The sequence below is a fragment of the Pseudaminobacter soli (ex Li et al. 2025) genome, from assembly GCF_029892515.1.
Classification (GTDB): Bacteria; Pseudomonadota; Alphaproteobacteria; order Rhizobiales; family Rhizobiaceae; genus Pseudaminobacter; species Pseudaminobacter soli_A.
This window is the reverse complement of the sequence record NZ_JARXVF010000001.1, coordinates 328919-341423: the sequence shown is the minus strand read 5'-3', so window position 1 is coordinate 341423 and position 12505 is coordinate 328919. Positions and strand designations below refer to the sequence as shown.

The window sequence follows — 12505 nt, the reverse complement described above, 5'->3', positions numbered from 1 at the left end:
GATCAAGCTGCGGAGGTCTCGCTCAGCTGTCAAGAATAGCCGCCACAAGCGCTGCGACCTTTGCATCCAATGCTTCCGCAGCGCTGCGCAGGGCTGAATTTTCTCGGTCGATCGCGATCAGCGACGATGGCTGGACGTAGGTCAGCGTCGTGCCTCCGTCCGGGGCATCGACCACCAGCATTTCCACCGGAACGAACAGTCCGGCCGAGATGTCTTCGCGGATCATCGTTATGGCAATCAGCGGGTTTCCATAAATCAGCCGGATCGCATGCCGCCGGATTCCGAAGCGCGCGATCCAGCCGCCGTGATCGATCTCCGAAAACAGCATGAAGCCGCTTTTGCCGACAAACCGCGCCTCGATTTCCCTGGCGTAGGCCTGCTCGTCAGGTGTCTCCACCGCCAGGCGCGCAAGCGTGGGGATGTCGGTGTGGCCGACCTGGGCGTGGAACCGTCTGAGGTCCTCGTCGAACGGTAGATCGGTCTTTGATACAAGCCTGGTTCCGCTGAAGGTCTTGGTTTCGGTGTGCGCCGACATTTTGACCGCCTGCTAACTCGGTTGTCTTTGACGTCCGATGCGAATTCGAGCCTAGCCTTGCCGCTTCAACTCCGTGGGATCGATGGGCATCTTGCGCAGGCGCTTGCCGGTTGCGGCAAAGACCGCGTTGGCAACCGCGGGGACGATGGCCGAGGTGCCGCACTCGCCCATGCCGCCCGGCGACTCGGTGTTTTGGACAATATGCACCTCGATCGCCGGCACCTCGTTCATGCGCAGCATCTGGTAGGTGTCGAAATTGGTCTGCTCGACACGACCGTTTGCGAGGGTGATCTTGCCGTAGAGCGCCGCCGTGATGCCGAAATTGATCGCACTCTGGATCTGTGCCCGGACGGTGTCGGGATTGACGACTGTGCCGCAATCGACGGCACAGACGACCCGCCGCACGCGCACCGTGCCATCGTCCGCAACCTCGACTTCGGCGACATGCGCCATATAGGTCGCAAAGACGAACTGGAGGGAGACGCCACGGCCAGTCCGTTCCGGCAGTTTCTGGCCCCAGCCGGCCTTTTCGGCGGCAAGCGCGAGGACGGCCTTGCCGCGCGGCGACCGATCGAGCAGGGCCAGCCGATAGGCGACCGGGTCCTGCTTTGCTGCTGCGGCCAATTCGTCCATGAAGCTTTCGGTGACGAACACATTGTGCGACGGGCCGACGCTGCGCCAGAAGGCGGTCGGAATGCCCGGCGGCTCTTTCTGGACATATTCGACGTGAAAGTTCGGCAGGGCATAAAGCAGATTTATCGCGCCTTCTGTCGTGTCGGGATCGAGCCCGTTGCGGAAGAAGGGGGGCGCCCAGCGAGCGGAGACCGAGGAACCGGCGAAGCGATTGTTCCAGGCGACCGGTGCTCCTTTGTCATCAAGCCCGGCGGAAAGACGGTCGTACCAGTAAGGCCGGTACATGTCGTGCTGGATGTCCTCTTCACGGGTCCAGACGACCTTCACCGGGCCGTCGACGTGCTTGGCGATCTCGACGGCGCGAATGACGCCATCGGCCTCCAGCCGCCGGCCGAACCCGCCGCCGATCAGATGATTGTGGACCACGACCTTGTCGAGCGGCAGGCCGGCGGTCGTCGCCGCCGCCGCCTGCGCGCGTGCCAGGGCCTGGTTGCCGACCCATATCTCGCAGCCGTCCTTACGGACATGGGCGGTGCAGTTCATCGGCTCCATCGTGGCATGCGCAAGGAACGGAAGTTGATACTCGGCCTCGACCTTGGTGGCGGCGCCCGCCAGTGCCTTGTCGACGTCGCCGATGTTCTGCGCCACGGCGCCGGCATTGCGCGTCGCTGCCTCCAGCTCGTTGACGATCGTCTGCATGTCGACCGCCGCGTGCGGGCCGTCGTCCCATTCGATCGCCAGCGCCGCCAGGCCCTTCTTGGCCGCGCCCATGTGGTCGGCCACGACGGCCACGGCGTCGTCGAGGCGCACGATCTGGCGAACGCCGTTCACCGCCTTGGCGGCCGCGTCGTCGACGCTTTTGACCTTGCCGCCGAAGACCGGCGACTGCGCCAGCGTCGCGATCTTGACGCCCGGTGGCCTGGCGTCGATGCCATAGATGGCCGTTCCGTTGACCTTTGCCGGGGCGTCGAGGCGCTTGGCCGGCGTGCCGATCAGCGTGAACTGGTCCGGGCGCTTGAGCTCGACATGCTCGGGGACGGGCATGTGCGCCGCAGCGGCGACAAGTTCGCCATAAGGGATGCGTCTGCCCGTCTCCTCGTGCAGCACTTGCCCGCCTTTGGCGCTGCACGACGAAGCGGCGACGTTCCAGTGCTGCGCCGCCGCGGCGATCAGCATGGTTCTGGCAGTCGCGCCCGCTTGGCGAAGCGGCAGCCAGGCCGCGCGGATGGCGCTCGAGTTGCCGGTCGCCTGGACGCCGCCCAGCGCAGGATTGCCGTAGAGCTTTTCGTTCGGCGGTGCATGCTCCAGCCGCACCTGCGGCAAGTCGACCTCCAGCTCCTCGGCGATCAGCATCGGGATCGAGGTGTAGGTGCCCTGTCCCATCTCGACATAGGGCATGACCAGGACAACCTGCCCGTCGCTGCCGATGCGAATGAAGGCGTTCGGTGCGAACTCGTCGCCGTCGGCGGCAAGGGCGGCGGCGTCCGTGCCAAAGCCCAGTCGCAGGCTGAGCAGCAGGCCGCCGCCGACGGCCGCGCCGACTTGCAGGAACTTGCGGCGCGACAGGCTCGCCGTAGAGGACCTGGAATCCAGGGTGGTGGTTTCGGAAGTGAGATGATCGTTGGTCATGAGCGGCCCCTTGTCAGCTCGATTGCGCGGCCTGCTTGATGGCTTCGCGGATGCGCAGATAGGTCCCGCAGCGGCAGATGTTGCCGGACATGGCGTCGTCGATGTCGGCATCTGTGGGGTGCGAGTTGCCCGCCAGCAGCGCGGTGGCCGACATGATCTGGCCCGACTGGCAGTAGCCGCACTGAACGACCTCATGGTCGAGCCAGGCCTTCTGGATCTTGGCGCCGGCTGGCGTTGCGCCGATGGCCTCGATCGTCGTGATCTCGGAGGTTCCGACACTGTCGAGGGGCGTGATGCAGGAGCGTGTGGCAACGCCGTCGACATGCACCGTGCAGGCGCCGCACAGCGCCATGCCGCAACCGAACTTCGTGCCCGTCATGCCCAGGATGTCGCGCAGAACCCAGAGCAGCGGCGTGTCGCCGTCGGCGTCGATGGTATGTTTTTGCCCGTTGATGCTAATCGTGGTCGCCATGGTCGGCTCCCTTCGGTTCGTCATCCCCCGGTTAGGGCCCGAGAAACAAAGGTAGGGCGTTGCAGCGGGCGGTAAACGCCACGAAAGCCGCTTTTCCTGTCCGGCGCGAATGCTCGGCAAGTCACGTGCGGGAGGACCGACCGACCAAAGAGATCAATGCGGGGCAATCATGGCCGCAGGCCGAAACCCGCCGCTTTCTCGGCGTTTTCGCCCCAAAATGGTCGCAAGCGCGTCCTGAAACGGTCCCACGCGCCTGATGAATTCCAGTTGGACCCTCTACGACAATCAAAAAGTGGGACGCGCAGGGGATGCGCGATCTGGGATATGCGAGCTCTTTGTGTTGCACTCATCGCCATGCTGCTGGCCTCAAGCCTGGCCCTGGCCGCGGCGCCGATCCAACATAGCAAGGAGGGCGTGCTCGTCTGGATGAACACCTACGATCCCAACCGCGATCTTGCCCGCGCCCCGTCGGTCATGAAGATGGCCAGCGACGTCGGCGCCCTGAGCGATCCGGAAGGGTCTGGCATGTATGTCGGTTTCATGGCCGGGATGATCGGCTCCAAGCCGGATAAGGCCGACAACACCATCAAGAAGCTGCTCGTCCTGCGCCCCGTCGACCATTGGGCGATTGTTCGCGCCATCGCCTATTCCGGCCATCCCGACTGGCGTGGGCTTATGACCCGCTATGGTCCGCAGATGCCGACCCGCAAGCTGATGGTGCAACGCTATCTCGATGGCAAGCTGCCGACCCCGGACACTCCCGTGGAAGAGGTGAAGACCACGTGGAAAGACCGTGCCAATCCGACCAAGTGGTTCGCCAAGAAGGACACGGACGAGAAGGAAATCCCGCTCGCCGAGCGTCCCGAGACGCTCGACATGTATTGGGGCTACTATTTCGCCTCGCGCAGCCCCCAGCCGCTCGAGCGCATGATCAAGATGCTGCCCTGGGCGGAAGAACGCGACAGCGTCGAAAGGCTGACGATCGGCAGCATGGCGAAGTACACGATTGCGATGAACGCATCGCGCGACACCAAGCTGCTCGGCCAACTCAAGACGCTGCAGGCGCAGCAGACCGACAAGAAGACGTCAAAACAACTCGGCGAGGCGATTGAAGCAGCGGAGACCGCCGAAGTTTCGCCCCTGAGAAAGATTGCGCTTGGCCGGCTCGAGGATCTCAAGCGCATGGGCCCTGGCTCCAAGCGCGACACCGTTTGGTGGGGCAAGCTCGGGCAGGGCGTGATCTCCCTCGGCTGCGTCGCCGCCGCGGCCACCGGCCAGGTCGCCCTTGGCCTGCCCTGCGTGCTGGGCGGCGCGGCCTCCTCGGCGGCCCTCTACTACTGGGGCACGCCCCAGTGATCGGTGAGACAGCGCTACGAATCTAAGCTCTGCGGTTTCTTTAATCTCTCACGGACTGGCTTGAAGGCAGCCAACGAGGGTTGGTCGGCTGGTGAGAAAAAAGAGTGCTCTTGCCTGGCTTCTCAGAGGACACGCGGGACGAGATCTGGTTGAGGCGACTGCGCACTTCAGTGCCGGGCATCCTGAACCGATCAGGTTGTTTTCGCGATCTTGGCTTTCACGAAGACGTCGTAACGGGTGCTCTTTCCCAAGATCTGATGGGAGGGTTTGGGTAGTTCTGGCATCGGCTCCGCACGCAGGGGCCACTTGAGCACCACTCGGTTGCGCGCAGTTTCCAAGGCGACCTGCATGAGTTGCAAGGCGTCGGGATCGGTGCCGACGATTTCGCGGATCAGCCGCATTTCCTTCTTCACCAGGGCGGTGTTGCCACGTGGCGGGTGCATCGGATCGACCAAGACCACCTGCGGGTTCAGTTGTGGCAGCAGGGCGCATGAGTCGCCGTGGATCAGCGTCATCCGCGCAACCGTTTCGGCATACTGCCCTCCCTGCGCCCGGGCGCGATCGAGCCCTTCGGCAAGGAGGTCATGCATCGTCTTGGAGCGCTCGACCAGGGTGACTCGCGCACCAAGCGACGCCAGAAAAAACGCGTCACGGCCGAGGCCCGCCGTGGCGTCCACAATTTCCGGCGTGATGCCGGGCGCAAGCCCTGCGGCTTTCGCCAAAGCCTGCCCACGCCCCTCGCCAGAGCGAAAACGATGACCGGTCGCGCCGCCGACGAAATCGACGATCAGGGATGTTGTGTCGACGTTCTGCGCCATCGTCGCTCTCAGAAGGGCACGGGGGCGGTGAAGGTGACGGCCTCGCCACAGGGATGACGAAAGCTCAGTTCTTCGGCGTGGAGAAGCAGGCGGTCTGCGGCTGCCAGGGCCGCGCCTTCCGCATAGAACTCGTCGCCCAGGATCACGTGACCCAACGCCTTCATGTGCACGCGCAACTGGTGTGTGCGTCCGGTCAACGGGAAAAGGCGCAGGCGCGTGGTGTTCTCGCCGTATCCGAGAACGCGCCAGCGCGTCTGCGCGGGCTTGCCGTGCTCATGGTCGACGCGATGCCTGGGTTTGTTGTCCGGGTCGATCGCCAAAGGCAGGTCGACCAGTCCTTCCTCATCCTGGACCCGACCCCAGACCTCTGCCACATAGGACTTCGTGGTCGTGCGCGCCTCGAATTGGGCCGCAACCGCGGCATGAGCCTTGCGGTTGAGCGACATCAGCACCAGGCCCGACGTGTCCTTGTCCAGTCGATGAATGATGAGGGCTTTGGGAAATTTTTCCTGAACACGCGTCGCCAGGCTGTCCGCGAGCGCCGGGTGTCGTCCGGGCACAGAAAGAAGACCGCTCGGCTTGTCGAGCACGAGAATGTCTGCGTCGCGATGGAGGATCGAGACGTAGGGCTCCAGCGGCGGATGATAGACGGGAAAAACGTCTGATAGCGAATTCATGGCGGCCATCTACCACAGAATTGAGCCATGTGGAAAACAGCGTGGCCAACTGTCGGTATTTGCACGTGGTGAGAGAAGCCATGATTGGGAAGCCGCATTAGGCAGCGCTGTCACATTGCTTGAATTGTTGCCGCACGCTTGTGTCGCCTGAATAGGCGCGCTGACGGTTTTCAGCGTCCCGGCAGGCAGTTTGCGCGTTACCCGAACCTAAAGGGACTGGCCGGCGGCGCGCAACAACGCCTCGACATCCGTCAGCCAGACAAGATCGTTTCCTTTGAGGCTTTGCAGGACGCGCCGCAGTGCAGCAGTCCCGGCAGGGGCGCCGACGACAAAGGGATGAATGCCAATGGCGACCACTGTCGCTGGCCTCTTGGGGTCGGCAGCAGCCTCGCGCGCAAGTTCGCCCACATAGTCGGTCCACAGCCGCTCGAGATCGTCCGCCTCCTTGAAGCGAGAGAGGTACTGTCCCATGTCCACGACGCTCGGCGGGTAGGGCACCAGCACCAGCGGCGCCGGCTTTGTGTCGAGCTGCGACAGCACATCCGAATCCATGCCGTCGAGGGTGTATCGGATGCCTTCCGCAGCACTTGCCTGAAAGGTCTCCCCATCGGGATAGACGCTCGGGCTCGACCAGCCGATGCTGCGAACGCCGGTGCTCGCCTCGATCATGTCGAGCGTCTTGCGGATATAGGCACGCTGTGCCGCGGGCCCTTCGGACAGGGGCAGAAGATCGGTGGAATTGTTGAGCCCGTGGGCGATGATCGGCGCCGTGGGAACGAGCGTCCGAAGGGCTTTCCACGTTTCCGGCTGGGCCCGCGGGAACTCGGCATTAAGCGCCAGGCTGAGCGGGACGCCCATCTCCTTGAACAGCCGGCCGGCGCGTGGCAGGCCGAAATTGATCGCGTACTGTCGAAATCCCTCGTCGACGAGATCGGGCGTACGCCCGGTCATATCGGGGCGGAAGTTCGGCCCGTGTCCGTGCCCCCACGTTTCGACGTAGAGGACGAAGGCCACGGCAACTTTTTTGCCCCCCGGCCACGATGCGACAGGGATGTCCTGCCGCGGCAGGCCGGTGATCCAGTCCTTGCCGGACTGCGCCGCCGCAGGGGCGAGCGCGAGGATGACGGCAAGGAGAAAAGCGAAACTCGGCTTACGCATGTCCAACCTACGTGCTTGCGAGGCCCCCGGGCGCAGGCTTGCTGCGTCCGGGGATCGCCGCTCAATGAAGGTCGTCGAGAGACGCGGCACCGGACCCGCCAGAGATGAGCCCCGGCCACTGATTTGAGCCGAACGGCACCTGAGGCGGCAGGAACGGATCCTTTCCGCGCGCTTTCATTTCCGAGATGATGGTCTTGCGAGCATCGCCACCCATCAACTCGTAGTCCATCAGATGGTAGTTGTTGAAGAACAGTCCCCCGACCGAGCGGTCGGAGATGATGCGAACCAGGGACGTGAGCATGTCATCGGGCGTGGTGGTGAACGAGATGGTCTCGATGAGCACCAGCCGGTCATTGATCGCTTCCGGGCCGAAATATTGCGCAAGCACGCTGAACAATACGTTGTTCTGGCGCGCCACATAGATCGTGTTGCTGGCCCCGTAGGCCTGATCGAAACTGCCGCCCAACTCCTGCTTCCAGCCGTCGAGCACGCTCATCCAGTGCTTCACCTGGGTCTCCGCCGCCCAGGAGATCGCGTGGCGCACAACGGGCGCCTGCTTCTTGGCGAACGCCTGGACCGCATCGAGGCTGATCACGCCCTTGGCGAGGGTATCCTCCATGAAGGCGACGTTGTTCTCTAGTATGGCGCGCGAGTTCGGCCGCCATTCATCAGGCATTTCCGCCGAGCCGATCCCGTCCAGGGCACTCTTCATCTCCGTCAGATAGGCGCGCATGGGGGCGACCCAGGACTTGTCGCCCGGATTGTCCACGTAGGGCAGAACCACCTCCGATATGGCCATGGTGCTGTGTCCGAGCGACTTCATCACCTGATAGACCTTGGGAACGGAAGGCGCCTCAAGTGGCGGCTGGCCGGGCCGGTAGAGCAGCATGCGCCCACCCGCGCCCGAAAACAGTGCGAGGATGACCGGGTGCTTTCCGAGAATGTTCTGGCGGAAGGCCACCCCCGCATTATCGTAGAGCGAGAACATGGTGGTGTTGAGCTGGAGGACGTTTCGGGTAGCAAGGTCCTGCGCAGACGGCGATTGCGGCGGCCCGGAAATGGGGTTCAGATAGCCCGGCAATTCGGCCGCCGTGGCACCGGACAAAATCGACGCAGCGATCGCCGCAGCCGCAGCGAGACCGACAGACGCACGTCTCATCGCTTTCTCCTTTGTTGCGATCAGTTAGGGCAGGCGGCCCCGGTCTCAATCCAGGCCTGGAGCAGAGCCTTCGCCGCTTGTTGCGTTCCGGGCGCCGGCGAACGACCTCCGCCCGGGTGCCAGGCCCAGCCGACCAGCGTGTCCTCGCCGATATGCTGGACGAGATCGTCGAGCGAGCGCCCACCATTGCGCGTGGGATCCTTGATCTGGGCGCAGATTTCGCTCGGCGTCTTGCCTTCCCAACTCATCTCGGCAGGCGCGAGATGCCAGGCAGGATGTCCCGGCACACCTGCAGGTTCGAAATTGGCACCGCGGTGGCAGTTGGAGCACCGCAGGCTCGCGAGCCCAAAGCCGTCCGGCCCCCGGAAGACGGGTGGCTGATGTGGACGCGCCGCATCCCCTTGCCTCGGCCGATCGGAGGCGGGATGGCAATCGGTGCAGCGCGGATTGGTAAGGACCTTGCCGAGCTCGGTGAAGTAGGCGGCCGAGCGCTCGGCCGGGTCGGTCATGGACGCAAAGGTCTCCGGTGCCGCAAGCGTGCCGCCGAGGGTTGAGAGGGCAAAGCACACCGCAGGAGCGAGCATGCTGGCCGCCGCAGCGAGGATCATCATGAGACGCATGTCGATCGACATTGCTGGCTCCCCGTCAGGTCAGGAAGCGGTGGGCGTCGGCGAGCACGACATCGCGCACGGCCTGATGGTACTTCACATAACCCGAGCAGCGGCACAGATGGCCGTCGAGGGCCTCGACGATGGTGGCTTCGAGTTCCGCGCGCGCGATCGGTGTCTTTTCGAGGCGCTCCAGCAGCACCTGGGCCTCATTGAGGAAGCCGGGGGTGCAATAGCCGCACTGGAAAGCGAAATGGGCGACGAAGCTCTTTTGCAGCGGCGTCAGCTCGCCGTTCTTGGCGTGACCCTCCACCGTGCGGACCTTGAGCTTGTCGAACTCGGTCGCCGCCACGATGCAGGTGGGCATGGTGGAACTCGTGCCGTCCGCGTGATCGACGATGACCGCGCAGCTCAAACATTGGGCGGCGCCGCAGCCAAACTTCGTTCCCGTCATGCCCAACACCTCCCGAAGGAAGTCGTTCATGGTGAGGTCCTCGCGCACCTCGATGGGGCCATAAGCGCGGCCGTTGATGGAAAGCGAGATAGCGGGCAAAGCAAGTCTCCCTTCACAAAACACGCCGGACGTCGTCTGGCGTGACCGGCAAGGCCTGGAAGCGATGGCCGATGGCGTCGTAGATGGCGTTGAGAATGGCCGGCACCACCGGGATCATGACCACTTCGGCCATGCCCTTGGGCGGCTCATTGGGCGCAACGGGCGGTAACACCTCAACCTCCAAGGCGTGGATCGGCAGATCGGAGGCGCGCGCGACCACATAGTCGCCGAGGTTCCAACGCCCGTTGCCCGGACCGTCCTCGAATGGCGGCAAGTTCTCCAGAAGCGCGTAGCCGACACCCATGGGCAAAGCCCCCCTGAGTCTGGCCGAGCACCACGTGAGGGGATAGCACCTGCCCACACTCCAGCACGCTGTAGGCCCGCGTAACGCGCACCGCACCGCTTGCCTTGTCGACCTCGACCCGCACGAGCGTGCCGCAACTTGACGTGAAGGACGTGCCGATGCGGTTGTAGGTGGCCGGCGGGAACGCAATGAAGCTGCGATCGAGCACCTTGAAGGGCCTTTCGCCGCGGCGCACCGCGAGCGCGTCGATGTCGGCGGCCCATTCGAGGCCATCCAGGGGGAAGGCTGCCTGCGCCCAGGCCCATCGCGAGAAGGCGTGGGCCATGGCGCCCGTGAGAGCGCCCATGGCATGGGCCTTGGCGGCCACCTCCTCCTGGGCAAGGGGCGGCAAACCGGACAGGATGAGCATCCCGTCCTGCCAGAAGGCCTCATCCCAGAGAAAGTGGCGCGGATCGTTCTGGTCGATGCCCCACAGGGCGAGTGCCGCCGGCCACATGCCGAAGCGCAGGATGATACGCGCCGCCTCGGCTGCCGCCTGGGTTCCGACATGAGCGCCGATGGACGCGCTGGTGGGCGAGCTGACGGCCGGCACCCAGCGGGGGTTGCGGGACGCCGTGTCCTGCTCTTCCTGTGTGATCGCATACGGATCGCCCGATGTGACGAGGCCCAGAGCCTCGAAAGCATCGATGCGGGCAACGGACACCTCGTCGGCCATCCGCCCGAGGAACTGCGCCACGCGATTAGCCACCGCAGTGCCGATGCCGTTGCCCATCTCCACCGCGTCGCGGAAGATCCGAATGCGCCCTGTGGGATCCACCTCCACCCGGCCGAGGGCGCAGTCGGCACCGGTACCATAGTCTTTGGCGCACACCGCAAGGCCGGTGCCGACCAGCGTGCCGGCGGAAGCTGCCTTTTGCGCCTGCGCGCGGTCGCGCCAGAGGGCGTGGTCTTCGAGCTTGTCGAGGATCTCCGGCGTGCGCACCGACACGGTCCAAGGGTTGCCGGTCATGGTGAGGCCGCCGGCCTTCAAAAGGTTGCGCCGTCGCAGCGTGATCGGATCCAGGCCGATGGCCTCGGCCGCCTCGTCCACCAGCGTCTCCAAAGCGGCCGTGGTCTGGAGGACGCCGTAGCCCCGCATGGAGCCCGCCGTCACGCCGCGCGAGTGTTCGGCCAGCGTCGTCACGTCCACTTTCGGAATGTCGTAAATGCCAATTGCCGAGGTGGCGGAGACCGCCGCCACGCTGGCCGAGTAGTTGGCGAGCCCGCCGCCGTCGAGGATGTGGTCGGCGGCGAAGGCACGCATCCGCCCCGTGGCACGGTCAAAGGCCACCTGTGAGCGCATCTCGAAGGCATGGCGCTTGATGCCACCTTGGAACTGCTGGAAACGGTCATGGGCAAGCCGGATCGGCCGGCCCGGCAGGAACATTGCCGCCAGCGCCACGTAAAGCGGGAAAGGGGTGTGGTCGCGCCCGCCGAACCCGCCGCCCAGATGGGCGAAGTGGGTCTCGATGCGCTCCGGCCGCAACGCGGGCGCCGCCTCTCCGAGCAGGTGGCCGAGTGCCTCGCTGGCCCCGAGGGGCGACTGCACGCCGATCACGAGCTGGAGTGCCTTCGCCTTGGGATCGTACCAGGCGAGGCCGCATTCCGGTTCCAGGAACATGGGGTCCACGGACTGGGTGCGGAAGCTGCGGTCGAGCACCAGCGTGCCCGGGTCCTTAGCGGTAATGAAGGCACGAATTTCCTCACCATAGGTGGCGCCTTTCTTGTACTGGCCACCTTCGGGGGTGGGTAAGGGTCGCCAGACGGGCCGCCCGCCCGCCTCTAGGAAGCCAGGGCTGATCCAGCCTTCCATGAGCGGGGAATAGACATCCGGCGCGCCCGGCGCATCGCCCGCGACGCGGGTGAAGCGAAGCGCGGCGTAATTGGGCTGCGCCAAAGGCCCGGTCTCGGCGCCAAGCTTGATCGGGCTCGTCTGGCGTAGCAGGACACGGGCGCGGTCGTAAGCATCAAAGGTCTCGAAAAGGAGCAGCGCCACGGGCTGGCCCAGATAGAGCGGCGTTTTCCCCACGGGGCAGAGGAAGTCGCCCGCATAGAAGGGGGGCACGCGGGTTCCGGCTCGCGCGAGGTCTTCCGCCGTCACTATCTTGGTAGGCTGCGCGCCGGCGTCGAGCGCTGAAAGATCGAGGCCTGCGAAAACGTGGGCGGCGTCTGTGGCGCGTATGAGAAGGGCATGGGCAGTGGTGGGCGGCCATCCATCCATGTCCGCTGCGCGGAAGTCGGATGCATAGAGCTTGGCCCCGGTGACCTTGGCGACGGCGTCGATCCGCCTTGTCGAGCCATGCGCGGGACGGGGACCTGCGGTACCGGGAAGTGTCTGTGTCTCGTCGAACCGACCCGCCTGCGCTGAGGGCAGGCGGGTCATGGCCAGCATGATCCCGCTGGCCCCGACCCAGGTCACAAACTCACGCCGCGAGAGATGCATGCCATCGCACTCCTTGCAAAAGTACAATGTATGAACCGAGTACCTTTGGTACTTCAGGGTAGCGAAAGGCTCTTCTATTCGAATGAAACATTAAAAGTATTTGATGAATGTGGGAATTTCA

10 protein-coding genes and 1 pseudogene are annotated in these 12505 nt (G+C 64.5%); 1 reads left to right on the top strand and 10 read right to left on the bottom strand.

Annotation, left to right across the window (positions count from 1 at the left end; genetic code table 11):
- Window positions 1-22: 22 nt before the first annotated feature.
- Genes M2281_RS01720 through M2281_RS01710 form a run of 3 tightly spaced genes read right to left on the bottom strand, consistent with a single transcriptional unit; the run spans window position 23 to window position 3269 of the window.
- Entirely contained in the window at window positions 23-535 is a 513-nt protein-coding gene (locus M2281_RS01720; protein WP_280819365.1) for a DUF302 domain-containing protein, read from the bottom strand.
- A 51-nt stretch (window positions 536-586) separates the two neighbouring features.
- Window positions 587-2797: a xanthine dehydrogenase family protein molybdopterin-binding subunit gene (locus tag M2281_RS01715; protein ID WP_280819364.1), complete on the bottom strand. Its 2211-nt coding sequence runs from the start codon at window positions 2795-2797 to the stop codon at window positions 587-589.
- Window positions 2798-2810: 13 nt separating this feature from the next.
- Complete coding sequence (locus M2281_RS01710) at window positions 2811-3269, bottom strand: (2Fe-2S)-binding protein (protein WP_280819362.1); 459 nt, start codon at window positions 3267-3269, stop codon at window positions 2811-2813.
- A 324-nt stretch (window positions 3270-3593) separates the two neighbouring features.
- On the opposite strand from M2281_RS01710, the gene M2281_RS01705 reads away from it, so the two are divergent.
- Window positions 3594-4625: a hypothetical protein gene (locus M2281_RS01705; protein WP_280819361.1), complete on the top strand. Its 1032-nt coding sequence runs from the start codon at window positions 3594-3596 to the stop codon at window positions 4623-4625.
- A gap of 191 nt (window positions 4626-4816) precedes the next feature.
- Here M2281_RS01705 and M2281_RS01700 read toward each other — a convergent pair whose 3' ends face one another.
- The 7 genes and pseudogenes from M2281_RS01700 to M2281_RS01670 all read right to left on the bottom strand — a co-directional run bounded on the left by M2281_RS01700 (window position 4817) and on the right by M2281_RS01670 (window position 12384).
- The gene (locus tag M2281_RS01700) at window positions 4817-5443 is read right to left on the bottom strand and encodes a class I SAM-dependent methyltransferase (RefSeq protein WP_280819360.1); all 627 of its coding nucleotides are present in this window, start codon (window positions 5441-5443) and stop codon (window positions 4817-4819) included.
- A gap of 8 nt (window positions 5444-5451) precedes the next feature.
- Complete coding sequence (locus M2281_RS01695) at window positions 5452-6120, bottom strand: pseudouridine synthase (protein WP_280819359.1); 669 nt, start codon at window positions 6118-6120, stop codon at window positions 5452-5454.
- A 207-nt stretch (window positions 6121-6327) separates the two neighbouring features.
- Complete coding sequence (locus M2281_RS01690) at window positions 6328-7278, bottom strand: polysaccharide deacetylase (protein WP_280819358.1); 951 nt, start codon at window positions 7276-7278, stop codon at window positions 6328-6330.
- Between the two features lie 61 nt (window positions 7279-7339).
- Window positions 7340-8437, bottom strand: coding sequence for a hypothetical protein (locus M2281_RS01685; protein WP_280819357.1), 1098 nt, complete (start codon window positions 8435-8437; stop codon window positions 7340-7342).
- A gap of 20 nt (window positions 8438-8457) precedes the next feature.
- Entirely contained in the window at window positions 8458-9069 is a 612-nt protein-coding gene (locus tag M2281_RS01680) for an Isoquinoline 1-oxidoreductase subunit (RefSeq protein WP_425537654.1), read from the bottom strand.
- Window positions 9070-9082: 13 nt separating this feature from the next.
- Window positions 9083-9598, bottom strand: a complete 516-nt coding sequence (locus M2281_RS01675) for a (2Fe-2S)-binding protein (RefSeq protein ID WP_280819356.1) — start codon at window positions 9596-9598, stop codon at window positions 9083-9085.
- A 13-nt stretch (window positions 9599-9611) separates the two neighbouring features.
- Window positions 9612-12384, bottom strand: a pseudogene (locus M2281_RS01670) (xanthine dehydrogenase family protein molybdopterin-binding subunit).
- Between the last annotated feature and the right edge of the window lie 121 nt (window positions 12385-12505).

What these genes read in the sequence shown, in the direction of transcription:
- M2281_RS01720 (WP_280819365.1), bottom strand. Translation starts at nt 535, where the DNA reads ATGTCGGCGCACACCGAAACCAAGACCTTCAGCGGAACCAGGCTTGTA.
- M2281_RS01715 (WP_280819364.1), bottom strand. Translation starts at nt 2,797, where the DNA reads ATGACCAACGATCATCTCACTTCCGAAACCACCACCCTGGATTCCAGG.
- M2281_RS01710 (WP_280819362.1), bottom strand. Translation starts at nt 3,269, where the DNA reads ATGGCGACCACGATTAGCATCAACGGGCAAAAACATACCATCGACGCC.
- M2281_RS01705 (WP_280819361.1), top strand. Translation starts at nt 3,594, where the DNA reads ATGCGAGCTCTTTGTGTTGCACTCATCGCCATGCTGCTGGCCTCAAGC.
- M2281_RS01700 (WP_280819360.1), bottom strand. Translation starts at nt 5,443, where the DNA reads ATGGCGCAGAACGTCGACACAACATCCCTGATCGTCGATTTCGTCGGC.
- M2281_RS01695 (WP_280819359.1), bottom strand. Translation starts at nt 6,120, where the DNA reads ATGAATTCGCTATCAGACGTTTTTCCCGTCTATCATCCGCCGCTGGAG.
- M2281_RS01690 (WP_280819358.1), bottom strand. Translation starts at nt 7,278, where the DNA reads ATGCGTAAGCCGAGTTTCGCTTTTCTCCTTGCCGTCATCCTCGCGCTC.
- M2281_RS01685 (WP_280819357.1), bottom strand. Translation starts at nt 8,437, where the DNA reads ATGAGACGTGCGTCTGTCGGTCTCGCTGCGGCTGCGGCGATCGCTGCG.
- M2281_RS01680 (WP_425537654.1), bottom strand. Translation starts at nt 9,069, where the DNA reads ATGTCGATCGACATGCGTCTCATGATGATCCTCGCTGCGGCGGCCAGC.